The organism is Xanthomonas cannabis pv. cannabis (assembly GCF_000802365.1).
Lineage (GTDB): Bacteria > Pseudomonadota > Gammaproteobacteria > Xanthomonadales > Xanthomonadaceae > Xanthomonas > Xanthomonas cannabis.
Genome location: NZ_JSZE01000005.1, coordinates 85,627 through 102,531, shown reverse-complemented (window position 1 = coordinate 102,531; position 16,905 = coordinate 85,627). Strand labels below are relative to the sequence as shown.

16 protein-coding genes are annotated in these 16,905 nt (G+C 66.8%); 10 read left to right on the top strand and 6 right to left on the bottom strand.

Features of this window, described 5'->3' with window-relative positions; genetic code table 11:
- The first annotated feature begins 43 nt into the window (after positions 1-43).
- The 7 genes from rocF (at position 44) to OZ10_RS01565 (ending at position 6,485) form a co-directional block, all read left to right on the top strand.
- A complete protein-coding gene (rocF, locus tag OZ10_RS01595) occupies positions 44-967 on the top strand; it encodes an arginase (protein WP_039404638.1) in 924 nt (307 codons plus the stop codon).
- A 109-nt stretch (positions 968-1,076) separates the two neighbouring features.
- Complete coding sequence (locus OZ10_RS01590; protein ID WP_039404598.1) at positions 1,077-1,229, top strand: entericidin A/B family lipoprotein; 153 nt, start codon at positions 1,077-1,079, stop codon at positions 1,227-1,229.
- 77 nt (positions 1,230-1,306) lie between these two features.
- Positions 1,307-1,441 carry an entericidin A/B family lipoprotein gene (locus OZ10_RS01585; protein ID WP_016904515.1) on the top strand — a complete coding sequence of 45 codons (135 nt, stop codon included), beginning with the start codon at positions 1,307-1,309 and terminating at the stop codon, positions 1,439-1,441.
- Between the two features lie 238 nt (positions 1,442-1,679).
- Positions 1,680-1,889 carry a CsbD family protein gene (locus OZ10_RS01580; RefSeq protein WP_039404591.1) on the top strand — a complete coding sequence of 70 codons (210 nt, stop codon included), beginning with the start codon at positions 1,680-1,682 and terminating at the stop codon, positions 1,887-1,889.
- Positions 1,890-2,066: 177 nt separating this feature from the next.
- Positions 2,067-3,356: a tryptophan--tRNA ligase gene (locus OZ10_RS01575; protein WP_039404588.1), complete on the top strand. Its 1,290-nt coding sequence runs from the start codon at positions 2,067-2,069 to the stop codon at positions 3,354-3,356.
- Positions 3,357-3,545: 189 nt separating this feature from the next.
- Positions 3,546-4,484: an MBL fold metallo-hydrolase gene (locus tag OZ10_RS01570; protein ID WP_039404585.1), complete on the top strand. Its 939-nt coding sequence runs from the start codon at positions 3,546-3,548 to the stop codon at positions 4,482-4,484.
- Between the two features lie 348 nt (positions 4,485-4,832).
- On the top strand, positions 4,833-6,485 hold the full coding sequence (locus tag OZ10_RS01565) for a M28 family metallopeptidase (protein ID WP_039404582.1): 1,653 nt from the start codon (positions 4,833-4,835) through the stop codon (positions 6,483-6,485).
- A 276-nt stretch (positions 6,486-6,761) separates the two neighbouring features.
- Here the strand turns inward: OZ10_RS01565 and OZ10_RS01560 are convergent, their stop codons facing one another.
- The gene (locus OZ10_RS01560) at positions 6,762-7,151 is read right to left on the bottom strand and encodes a Rap1a/Tai family immunity protein (RefSeq protein WP_039404579.1); all 390 of its coding nucleotides are present in this window, start codon (positions 7,149-7,151) and stop codon (positions 6,762-6,764) included.
- Between the two features lie 120 nt (positions 7,152-7,271).
- Here OZ10_RS01560 and yedA point away from each other — a divergent pair, with 120 nt between their 5' ends.
- A complete protein-coding gene (gene yedA / locus OZ10_RS01555) occupies positions 7,272-8,168 on the top strand; it encodes a drug/metabolite exporter YedA (RefSeq protein ID WP_039563744.1) in 897 nt (298 codons plus the stop codon).
- Positions 8,165-9,082: an EamA family transporter RarD gene (gene rarD, locus OZ10_RS01550; protein ID WP_039404577.1), complete on the top strand. Its 918-nt coding sequence runs from the start codon at positions 8,165-8,167 to the stop codon at positions 9,080-9,082. Before yedA ends, rarD begins: the two co-directional genes overlap by 4 nt.
- A 79-nt stretch (positions 9,083-9,161) precedes the next feature.
- Here rarD and OZ10_RS01545 read toward each other — a convergent pair whose 3' ends face one another.
- From OZ10_RS01545 to OZ10_RS01525, 5 genes are all read right to left on the bottom strand, one after another.
- Positions 9,162-10,277 (bottom strand): alpha/beta hydrolase family protein, encoded by a 1,116-nt coding sequence (locus tag OZ10_RS01545; RefSeq protein ID WP_039404633.1) that lies wholly within the window; start codon positions 10,275-10,277, stop codon positions 9,162-9,164.
- Positions 10,278-10,469: 192 nt separating this feature from the next.
- The gene (locus OZ10_RS01540; protein WP_162183122.1) at positions 10,470-11,795 is read right to left on the bottom strand and encodes an ABC transporter permease; all 1,326 of its coding nucleotides are present in this window, start codon (positions 11,793-11,795) and stop codon (positions 10,470-10,472) included.
- Positions 11,796-11,802: 7 nt separating this feature from the next.
- A complete protein-coding gene (locus OZ10_RS01535) occupies positions 11,803-12,963 on the bottom strand; it encodes an ABC transporter permease (protein ID WP_039404569.1) in 1,161 nt (386 codons plus the stop codon).
- Positions 12,964-12,975: 12 nt separating this feature from the next.
- Entirely contained in the window at positions 12,976-13,665 is a 690-nt protein-coding gene (locus OZ10_RS01530; protein WP_039404566.1) for an ABC transporter ATP-binding protein, read from the bottom strand.
- Between the two features lie 362 nt (positions 13,666-14,027).
- Entirely contained in the window at positions 14,028-15,272 is a 1,245-nt protein-coding gene (locus OZ10_RS01525) for an efflux RND transporter periplasmic adaptor subunit (protein WP_039404564.1), read from the bottom strand.
- 414 nt (positions 15,273-15,686) lie between these two features.
- On the opposite strand from OZ10_RS01525, the gene OZ10_RS01520 reads away from it, so the two are divergent.
- Complete coding sequence (locus tag OZ10_RS01520) at positions 15,687-16,877, top strand: sensor histidine kinase (protein ID WP_039404560.1); 1,191 nt, start codon at positions 15,687-15,689, stop codon at positions 16,875-16,877.
- The last annotated feature ends 28 nt before the right edge of the window (positions 16,878-16,905 follow it).

Here is a 16,905-nt window from a genome sequence, read left to right as displayed (position 1 = left end):
CGCGCCACTAGACTGCACGGCTTTCTCGATGCTGGAGCAATGCATGGCAACGCAGTACCTGCCGGTTTCCCTGATAGGCGTTCCCACCGACATCGGTGCCGGCCACCGCGGCGCACGGATGGGGCCGGAGGCGCTGCGCATTGCCGGCTTGCAGGAGGCCCTGATCGGCCGTGGCGTGGAGGTGCGTGATCTGGGCAACCTGGATGGCCCGCGCAATCCCTGGCAGCTGCCGCAGGCCGGCTACCGGCATCTGGACGAAGTGGTGGCCTGGAACCAGGCGCTGATGGACGCCAGCTATGCCGAACTGCAGGCCGGGCGCATGCCGATCATGCTCGGTGGTGACCATTGCCTGGGCATCGGCTCGATCACTGCGGTGGCCAGGCACTGCCGCGAGCAGGGGCGCCCGTTGCGGGTGCTGTGGCTGGACGCGCATTCGGATTTCAACACCAGCGAGGTGACACCGTCCGGCAATGTGCACGGCATGCCGGTAGCCTGCCTGTGCGGGCTGGGCCCACAGGCGCTGACCCACCTGGGCGGCAGTGCGCCGGCGCTGTTGCCCGAGCAGGTGCGGCAGATCGGCATCCGCTCGGTGGATCCGGAGGAGAAGCGCCTGATCAAGCAGCACCGCATCGACGTCTACGACATGCGCTACATCGACGAAGCCGGCATGAAGCGCACCATGGAGGCCGCGCTGCAGGGCATGAGCGCCGAGACCCACCTGCATGTCAGCTTCGATGTGGATTTCCTCGACCCGAGCATCGCGCCGGGCGTGGGCACCACGGTGCCCGGTGGCCCCAACTACCGCGAGGCGCAGCTGGTGATGGAGATGATTGCCGACACCGGCCGCATGGGATCGCTGGACATCGTCGAACTCAATCCGGTGCTGGACAATCGCAACGCGACCGCCGAACTGGCAGTGGATCTGGTGGAGAGCCTGTTCGGCAAGTCGACCCTGATGCGAGATTGATCCAGCGCTGAACGTGGCGTGCTGCCGTTCACATCAAATCCACGTGCGCGCAGTCAGATTTGGCGCCAAGCGAGGTGCGACCGCACCGGGCGCAGACCGAGGAAGACCGATGAAGCGACTGCTGACACTGATGGTGCTGGGCCTGTTTTCGGCCGGCGTAATGACTGGCTGCAACACCATGGCCGGCGCCGGCAAGGATATGCAGGGTGCGGGCGACAAGGTCGAGAAAACGGCCGAAAAATGCAGCGACGGCAAGTGCTGATCCCAACGTCTTGCGTGTGATGTGTTCGATTTGATTGATCTGCGGCAACTGGCCGCTTACCTACGAAGGAGTCTGTTATGAAGCGTGCAATTGTGCTGCTGGTGCTGTCGGTGTTGTCGGTCGGTATGCTGTCGGGTTGCAACACCGTCGCAGGTGCCGGCAAGGACGTGCAGGGCGCCGGTGAGAAGGTGGAAGACGCAGCGCGTAAGTGATCTGACGCCGCATGCAAAAAAGACGGGCCGCAAGGCCCGTTTTTTTTTGCGCCCAGCCTGGGCAGCGTGTTGGTCGCACCGCAGCTGCGCGATTGCCCGATCGGTTGACGGTATCGCGCGTCGGCAATGGCTCAGTGCGGTGATCGCCGGTTTGACACCTCTTGATGAGCAACGAACGCATCCGTGGGCACCCTCATCCCACGGTCAATCGCGGCCGCATCGCAGCGGAGTCAACGCAATGAACACTGACATCATTTCCGGCAAGTGGACCCAGCTCAAAGGCAAGATGCAGGCCAAATGGGGCGACCTCACCGACGACGATTTCAAGGTTGCCGAAGGTAATGCCGAATACCTGCAGGGCAAGCTGCAGGAACGGTATGGCTGGGACCGCGACCGCGCCCAGACCGAAGTGCGCGCCTTCGAAAAATCCCTGCGCGACGACACCTGATCCATATCGCGTCGCCCCAGCGCGAGCGACGTTGCAGACGGGCCGCCAATGCGGCCCGTTTCTGCGTGTGGCGGGCGGTGACAGGAATCAGGTGGCAGCAACACACCGCTGGCAGTCACCCGATAGGCAAGGCGCGGAACCGCTAAACTTGCACGCTGACCTCCTGGCACTACGCAGATGACCACTCGCGTCCTCACCGGCATCACCACCTCCGGCACCCCGCACCTGGGCAATTACGTCGGTGCGATCCGCCCGGCCATCCAGGCCAGCGCCGCCGCCGATGCGGAAAGCTTCTACTTCCTTGCCGACCTGCATAGCCTGATCAAGGCGCAGGACCCGGCGCGTACCCAGCGCTCCACGCTGGAGATCGCGGCTAGCTGGCTGGCCTGCGGCCTGGATCCGGACAAGGTCTGGTTCTATCGGCAGTCCGATGTGCCCGAAACCACCGAGTTGATGTGGTTGCTGACCTGCGTGGCCGGCAAGGGCATCCTCAACCGCGCGCATGCCTACAAGGCGGCGGTGGACAAGAACCGCGCCGACGGCGAGGACGACGATGCGGGCGTGACTGCCGGGTTGTTCATGTACCCGGTGCTGATGGCGGCCGACATCCTGATCTTCAATGCGCACAAGGTGCCGGTGGGGCGCGACCAGATCCAGCACATCGAGATGGCGCGCGACTTTGCGCAGCGGTTCAACCATGTGTACGGCCGTGATTTCTTCACCTTGCCCGATGCGGTGATCGACGAGCAGGTGTCCACCTTGCCGGGCCTGGACGGCCGCAAGATGAGCAAGAGCTACGGCAATACCATCCCGCTGTTCGCCTCGCGCGAGGAGCTGCGCAAGCTGGTGTTTTCCATCCTCACCGATTCGCGTGCGCCGGGCGAAGCGAAGGACACGCAGGGCTCGGCGTTGTTCCAGCTGTATCAGGCTTTTGCCACGCCGCAGGAAACCGCCGCCTTCGCGCAGGCCTTTGCCGATGGCATCGGCTGGGGCGATGCCAAGCAGCAGTTGTTCGAGCGGATCGATCAGGAGATCAGCCCGTTGCGGACGCGCTACGAGGCGCTGATGGCCGAGCCGGCCAAGATCGAGGCGATCCTGCGCGCCGGGGGCGCACGCCTGCGTGCGCGCTATGCCACGCCGCTGCTGGCCGAGCTGCGGCACGCAGTGGGTCTGCGCGACCTGGCCGATCAGGCCGGCCCTGCCGTTGCGCAGGGCGGCGAAAAGCGCGCCTTGCCGGTGTTCAAGCAGTACCGCGAACCCGATGGCCAGTTCTATTTCAAATTGAACGATGGCGCAGGTGCACTGCTGGTGCAGAGCGACGGGTTTGCCTCGCCGCGCGATGCCGGTCAACTGATCGCACGATTGAAACAGGCCGAGCAGGTCAGCGATCTGCAGTTGCCGGGCGTGCATGCGCAGGTCGAGGCAGCGCTGATTCTTGCGGCGATGCGGGCACTGCGAGAGGCATGATCGGCGCACGCGTGCAAGGGGCAGTGGCCTTGCACGCATTGTGGTCCACATCGCGCACTGCGTGCTGGCCAAGCGCGCGCCGGCGCTGGGATGGATGCTGTTAATTCGTCGTTGCCTGGAACCGGCGGCACAGCATCTGGGCAATCCCTGCGCCTACACTGCGGTGGTCCTGGGAGCGACGGGGTAGGAATGACAGCAGTGGCCGATTCCAGCATCCATACCATCGATACCGGTTTTGGTGGTGTGCAGTTCGATGCGGCGTATCTGATCGTGGAGGCGCACCGCGCGGCGTTCGTCGATTGCGGGACCTCGCACTCGGTGCCACACCTGCTGGCGGCCCTGCAGGCGGCGGAGCTGACGCCGGCGCAGGTGGAGTGGTTGATCCTGACCCATGTGCATCTGGATCACGCCGGCGGCGCCGGTGCATTGCTGCAGCATCTGCCCAATGCCCGCGTGCTGGTGCATCCGCGTGGCGCGCCGCACCTGGTCGACCCCGCGCGGCTGATCGCCGGCGCTACCGCGGTGTATGGCCAGGCCGAGATGGCGCGCAGTTATGGCGCGATCGTGCCGGTGCCGGCCGAGCGCGTGGTGGAAGCGGCCGATGGCCACTGCGTGCAGTTGGGCGAGCGCGCACTGTTGACACGCGACACGCCCGGACACGCGCGCCACCATCTGTGCGTGTGGGATGCGCGCAGCCGCAGCTGGTTCACCGGCGACACTTTCGGGCTGTCGTATCGCCAGCTCGACAGCGCGCAGGGCGCCTTCATTCTGCCGACCTCCTCGCCAGTGCAATTCGAACCGGAGGCGATGCTGCAGTCGATCGCGCGGTTGATGGATACCGACCCGCAGGCGATGTATCTCACCCACTACGGGCGGGTCGAATCGCCTGCACCGTTGGCGCAGGCGCTGGTGCAGCAGATTCATGCGATGACCGAGATTGCAGTGGGTTGTGCCTCGCGTGCAGACCGCCACCGTTGCCTGGTGGCCGCATTGACGGAGCTGTATCTGGAGCGCGCCCGGCAGCACGGCTGCCTGCTGGACGATGCGGGCGTGGAGCAGTTGCTGGGCACCGATATCGAACTCAACGCGCAAGGGCTTGCGTGCTGGCTGGACCGCGCCGCACGCTGAGCCGACGACCTTGGCGCTGATGGTCTTGCATGTGTGGGAAGCCGGCCAGCGCTGCCGATGACGCGCCTGGCATCTGCGTCGATAGCGGCGCTGGCCGCATTGCGCGATGCAAGCCGCGTCGCACCGGTGGCCGATGCCTGATCGCTGCCGGCGATCATGCCACCGCGGAGCCGTCGTGGCCCGGCGGCTGCAGCACGTGCGCGCAGTGGTCAGCGTCTGCGCACGCCGGGTTTGCAGCGCTGCCGCGCGCGGGAGCGAACCGGTGGCCGCGGTATCGCGCTCCCGCTCGGGCCGCACGCTTGTAAACTATCTGTCATCCATCCGTTGCAAGGCCTCACCGTGAATCCGATGCGCATCCTGCTGTTGTCCGCCTGCCTGTTTGTGGGAGGTGTGGCACAGGCCGCCAACGATCTGCCCGGTGGCGGCATCGATGCCGAGGCGTTGTCGCGGCATGTGCGCCTGCTGGCATCGGACGACTTCGAGGGCCGCGCGCCGGCCAGTACCGGCGAGCAGCGCACCGTCGATTACCTGGTCGAGCAGTTCAAGGCTGCCGGGCTGCAACCGGGCGGCGAGCAGGGCAGCTGGACCCAGGCAGTGCCGCTGGTGCGCGCGCAGGTCGATGGCCCGGTGCGTGCGCGCCTGCGCGTGGGCGGCAAGACGCAGACGCTGGTCAACGGCACCGATGTGACCTTGCAGAGCCTGCGTCCGCAGGCCGCAGTGGCGCTGAAGGATGCGCCGCTGGTGTTCGTGGGCTACGGCATCAGCGCGCCGGAGCGGCAGTGGGACGACTACAAGGGCGTGGACCTGCGCGGCAAGATTGCGGTGGTGCTGATCAACGATGCCGACTTCGAGAGCGCGCAGCCGGGTGCGTTCGATGGCAAGGCGGTGACCTACTACGGCCGCTGGACCTACAAGTACGAAGAAGCCGCGCGGCGCGGTGCGGCCGGGGTGCTGATCGTGCACGAAACTGCGCCGGCCGCGTACGGCTGGGCCACGGTGCAGAGTTCGGGTCTGTCGCCGCTGTTCGATATCGAACGCAGCGATGCCGATGCAAAGGCGCGGCACGTGCCGGTGCGTGGCTGGATGCAGCGCACGCTGGCGCAGACGCTGTTCAAACAGGCAGGGCTGGATTTCGAACAGGCCAAGGCGCGCGCGCAGCAGCGCGATTTTGCGCCCGTCGCGCTGGGCGATGCCACGCTGTCGGTGGAGTTCAAGCTCAAGCGCGAACGGGTGGTCACCCATAACGTGGTGGCCAAGCTCACCGGCAGCCAGCACCCGGACGAGACGGTGATCTTTTCTGCGCATTGGGATGCGTTCGGGATCGGCAAGGCCGATGCCAGTGGCGACACGATTCGACGCGGTGCGGTGGACAACGCCACTGGCGTTGCCAGCGTGCTGGAACTGGCGCGCGTATTCGCCGCCGGCCCCAAGCCGCAGCGCACGCTGTATTTCATTGCATTGACCGCAGAGGAAAAGGGCCTGCTCGGTGCCAACTACTATGCGGCGCATCCGCTGGCGCCATTGGACAAGACCGTAGCGGTGCTCAACATGGAGATGTTCAGCCCCGATGGCCCCACCCGCGACATCGCCTCGTGGGGGCGTGGACGGGTGTCGCTGGAAGGCGACCTGGAGACGGCCGCCAAGGCGCGTGGCCGCATGTATTCGCCGGACCCGAATCTGGAGGCGGGCTTCTTCTACCGCGCCGACCATTTCGCGTTCGCGCGCATGGGCGTGCCGGCGATCACCGCCGGCCCCGGCCTGGACATGCTCGAAGGCGGCGTTGCCAAGGGCAAGGCGCTGCGTGACCAATACTTCGCCGATTGCTACCACCAGCCCTGCGACCGCTGGACGCCGCAGTGGGATGCCAGCGGGCACGCCGCCGATACCACCCTGGTCTATGACGTGGGCGTGGCACTGGCCAACGGCCGCCAGTGGCCGAGCTGGCAGGATGGCTCGGAGTTCAAGGCGATCCGCGCGCGCAGCGATGCGGCGCGCAGGTAAGGGCCGCTAGAAAACGGCTGCGCAGCCAGCAGGCGGTCGCGGCGGTTGCCTGGAATCGGACTGCGCCACGTGGACGCTCCGGCTCCGAGCGTGCTGTCCGCACTCCACACGTGCCGCACGACGGCTGGTGCGCCGCTGCAAAGCGTGACGGCCGCGGTGTTCGCCGCGTTTCGCCAGCGCGGCTTTCATGCCTGCCTTGCGCTGGTGCCGACGCGGAGGGCATCGGCGCAGCACGGCCTCATGCAGCGCTTTGCAGGCGACTTTCCTGCAAGCGTCCTACTTGCGGCACGGATAGCGTTTGGCCAGCGCCTGGACGATCAGGCCAGGTGCGGGCTCATCCAGGCGCGCGTCGGGCAATGCGCTGAGATCGGCCAGCAGCACTTGCAGATCCGGCGGGCCGGCCTTGCCTGCGGGCATGCACCACTGCGTGCGGTAACTGGCGCTGGCCACGCCCAGCAGGTAGGCGCCGGCGCGGCTGGCCGACACCATGACCTTGAGTTCGGGCTGCCCGGGTGCGTCGATCTCCGGTGCCAGCGAGCCGTCCAGCCCGGCATCGATCAGCGCATGGCCGGTGAGCTCCCAGGGCTCGGGTGCGCGTGCGGCGGCTGCGGTGGTGGAGAACAGGGCAAGCGCGACCAGGGCCAACCAGGGAGTGCGACGTGGCATGGGCATTCCATTGTGATGAGCGTCGAGCGCACCATACCGCGTGCGCTGCGCACCGTCTGTGCGGTGTCGGCGCGTGCAGGTGATCTAGAATTGAAGCTTCCGCTGCAGTTGGCAGGTCCGATGTCTTCCTCTCACGACGCTACCGCACCCGCGCGCAGCGGGCTGGTCGTTCTCGCGTTGTTGCTGGTGTATGTGGTCTGGGGCTCGACCTATCTGGCGATCCGCTTCGCGCTGGAAGGCGGTGCGCAGCCGTTGACGATGGTGTCCGGTGCGCGCTTCATCATCGCCGGCAGCGTGCTCTACGGCGTGCTGCGCTGGCGCGGCGTGGCGGCGCCCACGCGCGCGCAATGGAAGAACGTGGCCTTGATGGGCGCGGCGCTGTTGCTGTTGGGCAACGGCATGGTGGTGCTGGCCGAGCGCAGCGTGTCCTCCGGCCTGGCCGCCACTGCAGTGGCCTCGGTGCCGTTGTGGATGGCCTTGTTCGGTGCCCTGCGCGGGCAGCATGCCAGCGGCGGCGAATGGCTGGGCATCGTGATCGGATTCCTGGGCGTGGTGTGGCTCAACGCCGGCAGCAGCCTGACCGCAACGCCGGGCGGGTTGGTGCTGCTGCTGATCGCGCCGATCGGCTGGGCATTCGGCTCGGTGTGGTCGCGGGGCCGCGACCTGCCATCGCCGTTCATGACCGCCGCCGGGCAGATGCTGTGCGGCGGCGTGTTGCTGGTGAGCACCGGCCTGTTGATCGGCGAGCGGCCGCAGGCCTGGCCCACCCCGCAGGGGTTGATGGCAGTGGCGTACCTGTGCGTGTTCGGCTCGATCGTGGCATTCACCGCCTATGTCTGGCTGCTGCATCACGTGCGCCCGGCACTGGCCGGCAGCTATGCCTACGTCAATCCGGTGATTGCAGTGGCATTGGGCGCGTGGCTGGGGCACGAGCGTTTCACCGCCCACGACATCGGCGCGATGGCGGTGATCCTGGCCGGGGTGCTGGTGGTCACCCTGGCCAAGGCGCGCCGATGAGCGCGGCCGTGCCGGTGTCGGCGGTGGAGGCGCGGCGCGGTCTGTTGATGACCGCCGCGAGCTTCGTGATCTGGGGACTGGTGCCACTGTATTGGCACCTGCTCAAGGTGGTGCCGTCGCTGCAGATCATTGCGCACCGCATCGTGTGGAGCGCAGTGCTGGTCGTTGCGTGGCTGGTGGCGACCTCGGGGCTGCATTGGTGGCGCGCGATTGCTGCGCAGCCGCGCGCGCTGTGGATGCTGGCCGCCAGCAGCGTGGCGATTGCCTTCAATTGGGGCCTGTATATCTGGGCCATCAATGCCGGGCATGTGATCGAAGCCAGCCTGGGCTACTTCATCAATCCATTGCTGAGCGTGTTGCTGGGCGTGCTGGTGCTGAAAGAGCGCCTGCGTGGCATCCAGTGGCTGGCGGTGGCGTGCGCTGCCGCAGGCGTGCTGTGGCTGACCATCGATGCCGGTGCACCGCCGTGGATTGCGCTGGGGCTGGCGATCTCGTTCGGCCTCTACGGGTTGCTGCGCAAGCTGGTGTCGGTGGACCCGGTGGCCGGGCTGGGTGTGGAGAGCGTGTACCTGTTCGTGCCGGCACTGCTGCTTGCCACATGGGGCGAGCAGGGCCATGGCGGCGCGTTCTTCAGCGGCTGGGACCTGCGAACCGACCTGCTGCTGATCTTCGGTGGCGTGGTGACGGCGGTCCCGCTGATCGGGTTTGCGTACGGCGTGCGGCGGATCCCGCTGTCGCTGGTGGGCATCCTGCAATACATCGGGCCGAGCCTGCAGCTGTTGCTGGGCGTGTGGTTCTTCCATGAGCCGTTCGACCAGGGACGTGCGATCGGGTTTGCGGCGATCTGGCTGGGCTTGCTGCTGTTCGTCGGCGACAGCGTGGTGCGTTCGCGGCAGCCGGTGGTCACGCGCTGAGCAAGCGTCGCACTGCAGGCAGTGCGTGTGGCAGTGATCAGCGTGACGGCCTCGCATCCGGGCGCCGCGCTGGCCCCGATCAACTGCGTGGCATTGCCAATGGGCTGGTCACTGCCAGCGTGGAAGCGGGCAGCCCCGGTGGTGCAGGGCAATGACCGGGGTCGCGTTGCACCTGCGCCAGCCAGTGATCGATCGGCCCGCCGAGCAGGTCCAGCCGTAGCGGCAGGCTCAGATGGTTTTCGCCGGGAAGCTCGACGTAATGCGCACGCGCACTGGCCAACGCCAATGTGCGGCCATGCGCCACCGGAATGTGCTGGTCGGCATCGCCATGCAACAGCAGCACGCAGCTGCGCGTGTCGGCCAGGGCGTGCGCGACATCGACATGGTCCAGGTCCAGCTTGAGCTGGGTATCGGCGGCGGCGATCACCGCATCGATATTCTGGTCGGCATAGCGCCAGCGCGCATAGGCCGCCACCGCCTGCCCGCGCCACCCGTGCGGCTGGCTGGCGAGCAGATGCGGCACCATGTCGCGGATGCCGCGACCGGCATTGGCAAAGGATTCCATTGCCACCACGCCGGCAACGCGCGGGCCGAGCTTGTCGGCGGTAAACAGCGCCGTGGCCGCACCATAGGAAATGCCGAACAGGTACAGCGGCCCCTGGATCTCGCCACGCGGCTGCAGCGCGTTGAGCACATCGATCACATCATCGGACTCGCGCGTGCCGTAGCCCGACGGGCCGCCGCCGGAGTGGCCGTGGTTGCGCAGGTCGATGGTGACCACCCGGTAGCCGGCCTGCGCCAGCTGCAGCGACCACGGCAGCAGCGAATCGCCATCCATCATCCAGCCATGCAGCAGCACCACGGTGCCACGCGGCGCCGGCGGCGGCGTGGTGGGCACGCTGAAGCCGAAGTCCACGTCCAGCGCATGCGCCGGGTCGTTGCGCTGGCCCAGGTAGCGGTAATGCATGGCGTACTGGCCGGGATCGATCGCCCGCCAGAAGATCGGCACGCCATCGCGTGTGACCACATGCCCGCTGCGGTTGGGCACCGTGGCGATGGTGGCGGCAATGCGTTCTTCGTCCAGCAACGGCGAGGTACCGCCGGGCGCAACCAGGCGCTCGCTGAGCGAGGTCGAAGAGGAAGAACAGCCGGCCAGCCACAGGCAGGCGCAGGCCAGCAGAATCAGGCGCGTCATGGCGAAGATCGATGGATGCAACGGCCGGGCAGGCTACGGCCTGCCGGCCCGCGCATCTACCGCACTGCGGTGACAAAACCATGACAGCCTGCAATACATTCAGCTGCAGCGACGCGCTTGCTCTGCTTTGGCTGTCACCATTCCCCACTCCCGATTCCCCATTCCCCATTCCCCGGCGGGCCAACGGCCCGCCTACACCTCACGCAACGCCGTGGTGATCGGCAACCGCGCCGCGCGCAATGCCGGGAACAGCCCGCCCACCAGCCCGATGCCCAGCGCCCATTTCAGCCCGCTCCACAGCAGCTCCGGCGAGACCTTGAACTGGAACACCACCTGGCTGAAGTTGTTGCCCAGCGTGGAGACGGTATAGCCATTGAACACCGCCCAGGCGATCAGCCCGCCCAGCAGCCCGCCCAGCAGTGCCAGCAGCATGGTTTCCAGCATCAGCGCCATGATCACCGGCGTGCCGCGAAAGCCGATGGCGCGCATGGTGGCGATCTCGCGCGCACGCGTGGCCACTGCCGCATACATCGTGTTGAGCGCGCCAAACACCGCGCCCACCGCCATGATCGCGCCGATCACCGTGCCCAGGATGCTGATCAACCTGTTCAAGCCGCCGCCCTGTTTGCCGTAGTAGGCGCGGGTGGTTTCCACATCCAGCTTGAGCCGCGGGTCGGCGGCCATGGCGGTCTTGAACTGCTCGAAGCCGGCCTTGCCGCTGGTGCGTGCGGTGATCGACTGGTACGCACGGCGGTTGTAGGTGGTGGCCAGCGTCTGCGCATCGGTCCACAGCTCCGAATCGTGCGCATCGCCGGAGGCGAATACACCGACCACCGTCCATTGCTGGCTGCCCAGGGTGAGCGTCTTGCCCAGTTCCAGCCCGCGGAACTGATTCAATGCGCCCTTGCCGACCACGACCTCGCGCAGGCCGGTGTTGAAGCGGCGGCCCTGCACGATCCTGACCTTGGGGTGCACCGCCCAGGCCTGTTCGCCCACCCCGCGCAGCTGGGCGTTGACGTCGGTGCCATCAGAGCGGGAGGCGACGTTGACCACCTGCGACAACTCCGGCGAAACCATCGGGCGCCCGTTGGCATCGGTGGCGATGCCCGGCAGGCTGCCGATCAGTGGCACCAGGTCGCGGGTGATCACCGAGTTGGTCTCGGCCTGCGAGCCGCCGCGCAGGACAATCGCGGTGGTGTCGTCGCCGGTGCTGTTGAGCGTGGCCTGGAAGCCCTGGCCCATCGCCAGCATTGCCACCAGTACACCGACCACGCCGGCAATGCCGACCACGATCACCGAGGTGGAGCCCCAGCGTTGCGGCAGGCTGGCGATGCCGATGCGTGCAGCGGCCAGCGACAGGCGGCCACTGCGGGTGGCGACCAGCCACACCGCCAGCAGTACCGCGACCGGCGCCAGCCAGATCCACGGCAGCGCGATCCACAGCCCCAGGCCGAGCGCCAGCAGCACCACGGACACCACAGTGACGCCACGATCTTTCCATTTGCGTTGCATGTGCATGCTCCTGTCAGCGGCCGGCGAGGGCATCGACGATCTTCAAGCGCTGCGCGCGTAACGCCGGCAGCACACCCACCACCAGGCCGATGCCGACCATCAGGGCCAGGCCAACCAGCCAGGTCTGCAGCGGTACGCTTTGCGTGGGCATCAGCCCGCCGCTGCGCGCGGACACCGCCGGAATCACCAGTGCCGCCAGGCCCATGCCGATCAGCCCGCCCAGGCCAATCAACAACACCGACTCGATCATCACCAGGCTCAGCACCGTGCGGTCCTGGAAGCCCAGCGTCTTGAGCGTGGCCAGCTCCGGGATGCGTTCGCGCACCGCCTGGGCCATGGTGTTGCCGGTGAGCAGCAGCAAGGTGAAGAACACCGCGGCCATGATCGAGGTGACGATCAGGCCGATATCGGCGAACTGCTTGACGAAGGCCTGCTGAAACGCCGATTCGGTTTGCGACTTGGTTTCATGATCGGAGTTGGCCGACAACGCATCGATGGCCTGCGCCACGCGCGAGGCCTGGTCGGGGTTGCTCAAGGTCACCGTCAGCCAGCTCACCTGGTTCTTGATGTAGTCGTTGGATTCGTCGAAATATTTCCAGTTCATCATCAACTGGCGTTCCTGATTGGCCGCCACGGTGCGGTCCTTCATGCGAAAGATGCCGACCAGCTGCAGCGGCCAGTCGTTGCTGCCGCCACGCGGAAAGATGGTGGCCTGCAACGGGATGGTGTCGCCGATCTTCCAGCCATGTTCCTTGGCCAGGGCTTCGCCGACCACCGCACCGGTGCGCGTGGTCTGGAATGCCTTGAGCTGGTCCTTGGGCAACGCGTATTCGCTGTAGACGTCGAAGAAGTTGGGCGCCACCGAAAAATTGGGGAAGAAATTCTTCGGGTCGCGGTAGATGCCGCCAAACCACATGGCCGAGGTCACATCGCGCACGCCAGGCACGCTGCGCACCTGTGCTTCCAGGCGGATCGGCAGCGATTGGGTGATGGACAGGCGCGAGGCCACCACCAGCCGATTGACCCCGCTGACGCTGCCGCCGGAGGTAAACGCCACCCGCACCGAATCGAGCATGCCAAACAGCAGGAAGGCCGCCACCACCGACAACAGCGTCAGCAAGGTGCGCGTCTTGCTGCGGAACAACTGCGCCCACACCAATGACAGATACTTCATGGCAGCGTTCCTTCAGAGGACGAGCGGCGCATCGGCCAGCTCGCCCTTGTCCAGATGGATGGTGTGGGTGGCGTATTCGGCGGCCTTGGGGTCATGGGTGACCATGACGATGGTCTTGCCATGTTCGCGATTGAGTTCCTGCAACAAACGCAGGATCTCTTCAGCGTTGTGGCGGTCCAGGTCGCCGGTGGGCTCGTCGCAGATCAGGAACGTCGGGTCGGACACGATGGCGCGTGCAATGGCAACGCGCTGCTGCTGGCCGCCGGACAGTTCGCTGGGCTTGTGGTTGCGGCGTTCCTGCAGGCCGACCAGGGTCAAGGCGATCTCTGCGTTGCGCTTGCGCTGCGCCGCATTGAGCGAGGTGAGCAGCAATGGCAGCTCCACGTTCTTCTGTGCGGTGAGCATCGGCATCAGGTTGTAGAACTGGAACACGAACCCGACGTGGTGGCTGCGCCAGGTGGCGAGCTGGCCGCCGCTCATGCGGTCGATGCGCTCGCCTTCGATCTCGATCTCGCCGCCGCTGGGGGTATCCAGTCCGCCGATCAGGTTGAGCAAGGTGGTCTTGCCCGAGCCGGACGGACCCATCAATGCCACGAAATCGCCGCTGGCAATTTCCAGATCGATGCCGTGCAGCACCTGCACCTGCTCGGGGCCGCGTTGGTAGGTCTTGGTGATGTTGCGCAAGCTGACGAGAGCGGTCATGGCGACTCCTGGTGACGCAATGGGATGAGAAAGCGATACGGCACGGCGACGGCGAGTGCATGCGGGGCGGTGCGGAGGCACGCGCCGCAGCGACGACGGTGAAGCGATCAAGCAATGGCGTGTTGCAGCGTGTGACGCGTAGCCAGATGCACCAACCCGCTGTGCAGCCGTCGCGCAGAACCTCCGTGGTCCATCGCGGCGACGTTGCGCTCAACAGCCCACAGCGCCTCCTTCAGACAGCGGTTTGAAATGCACTGACGACAATGTTTCGTTTCCGCTTGGAACAGCCGATGCAACGCGTAGCGATGACACGCCCGCCACGCAAGCGTGCGACCCGACACCGCACTGCACCGCCTCGGCCATCACGGCGCAGCGTCCGCCTCGGCCTCGGCCACCGTGTCGCCATCCTTCAGCGCCTGCGGCGGATTCACCACCACGCTGTCGCCGGCAGCCAGTCCCGACAGCACCTGGCGGTCTTCGCCCATGCGCATGCCGGTCGTGACGGCGCGCTCGCTGACGGTATTGCGCTCGCCCACCACGAAGGCCACGGTGCGCGTGCCGCGTTCGACCAACGCCGCAGCGGGCACGCGCACGCCTTGCGGCTTGGCCGCCTCCTGTGGCTTGGCCTGCTCCAGAAAGCTCACCCGCACGCCCATCTCCGGCACGATGCGCGCATCCTTGACCTTGAGCGCCACCCGCACCTTCACCGTGGCCTTGCCACGGTCGGCCGTGGGGATGATGGCGATCACCTCACCGGGGATCTTCCACTCCGGATACGCGTTGAGCACCGCCTCCACCGGCATCTTCGGCTGCACGCGGCCGATGTAGGACTCGCCGACTTCCACTTCGATTTCCAGCGATTCCATGTCCACGATGGTGCCGATGCCGGTGCGGGTGAAACCGCCACCGGCCGAGAGCGGCGACACGATCTCGCCCGGCTGCGCGGCCTTGGCGGTGACCACGCCGGCGAAGGGAGCGCGCACCACATTGAAGTCCGAGCGGATGCCGGCAATGGCCAGCTGATCGGAGGCCACCTGCACATTGCGTTGCGCGTTCTGCAACTGTGCACGCAGTGCGTCGCGCTGCGCGGTGGCCTGTTCGTACTGCGAGCGCGATACCAGCTGCGCGCCGACCAGCGATTGCAGTCGCGTGGCATCGGCATTGGCCACGGCCAGCTGCGCCTGCATGTTGTCGACCTGGCTGCGCGCGGCCGACAGCTGCGAGGCCGACAGCGTACGCTGCGCGTCGGCATCCAGCGGGTCCAGCGTGGCCATCACCTGGCCCTGTTCCACCCGCATGCCTTCTTCGATCATCACTTCGCGCACCTTGCCGGTCACCTGCGCCGACACCGTGGCCATGCGCCGCGCCACCACGTAGCCGGAGGCATCCAGCACCGAGGCGCTGCTGCTGCCGGCACTGATCGCCACCACTGGTGCGGTCTGCACCTTGGCCACCGGTGTGCGGGTGAACCACCACGCGGCAGCGGCCAGCGCGATGACGATGACGATGGCGGCGATGATCCAGCCGGTGCGGCGCGCCGGTGGCGGCGTGGCAGGACGCTGGCGGTCGATACGGAGTTGTTTGAGCAGATCGGCGGAGGTGTTCATCGAGAACCAGGACAGAAGGCTGCGCAGAATGTGACTGCCTGCAAGGCGCGCCGCAAGCTGCCGGAAGTCACCACCTGCAAGGCGGCGACAAACGGTAGGACCTGCCGGGCTGCTGCAATTGCGCTGCAGCATGCAAGCTGGCGACGGCACCCACCAGTGACAGCTGTCACCTGCACGCCATGACAGGTGCGACTGGGCGGCCTACCTGCAGGCGCGCACGCTTGCCTATCGATCAAGCCGGGACCTGCGTATGTGTCATCCCCACCGCATGCGCTGCCCGGGTGCAGCGCATCACGACCGTCGTTGCACCTTGGCGCAATGCTTGAGGTTGCTGATCCACTCTGCAGTGCACCGCGGCACGCCCAGGCGAGCGCGGCAATGGCAGAATCGACTCACTTCTCCGGACCCATCCCGATGCCTCTGACGCTCCCGGCCTGGCTGCGGCCGGCTCCAGATTCGCAAGTGACCGCGCGCCTGGCGCAGGGCCAGTCGCCATGGATGGACTGCGTGCACCTGCTGTGGTCGGCCTGGGTGTTCGTGGTGCCGGTGTTCTCCTCGCGCGGTTACGATGCGACCTGGCTGCTGTGCACGGCGCTGTCGTATCCATTGTTTCTGCTGCTGTACGCGCGCATGTTGCTGGCACCGCGCGGCACGCTGTACCGCTATGCGTGGGCGATGGGCATGCTCAGTGCGGCGCTGCTGCCGGTGTACGCCTCGGGCATCAGCTACTTCGTATTTGCCTGCCTGAGCCTGCGCCCGTCCACGCGGCATGCGCTGTGGCGGCATTTCGCCATCCTGCTGCTGATGAACGCGTTGTACCTGGCCTGGGCGCGCTGGCTCGGAATGGCCTGGCAGGGGTTGGTGTGGTTTCCAGTGTCGGTGCTGGGCATGTCCGTGGTGATGGCGGTGTACAGCATCAATGAACGCAAGGACGCATTGCTGCGCCTGTCGCAGGACGAAGTGCGCCGGCTGGCGGCCACCGCCGAGCGCGAACGCATCGGCCGCGATCTGCACGACCTGCTGGGTCACACCCTGTCGCTTGTCGCGCTCAAGTCCGATCTGGCCGCGCGCCTGATCGAACGCGACCCGCAGGCGGCACGCAACGAAATTGACGCCGTGGCGCAGATCTCGCGTGACGCGCTGACGCAGGTGCGCCGTGCTGTTACCGGCATCCGCGCCGCCGGGCTGGTGGCCGAGCTGGCCTCGGCAAAGGTGCTGCTGGACATGGACGGCATCGTGCTGGAACACACGCTGGACGCGCTGCCTCTGCCACCCGAACATGAAACCGCTCTGGCGTTGGTGGTGCGCGAGGCAGCCACCAACGTGCACCGCCACGCCCAGGCCAGACGGGTCCGGGTCAGCCTGCGCGCGCAGGACGGCCGGGCGGTGCTGGAGATCACCGATGATGGGCGCGGCGGGGTGATCGTGCCCGGCAATGGCCTGGATGGCATGCGTGCGCGCCTGCACGCCCTGGGTGGCGCGTTGGACGTGGACGCGCTGCCACGCGGCATGCGCCTGCGCGCCGGCGTGCCGTTGCCGCCGCACCCCATGCCGGATGCGGCGCACCCACCGTTGCCGCTGCCCTTGGTGCCGCAACCGCGCTGAGCGCTCACCGGCCCGGCCGCTGCACGTC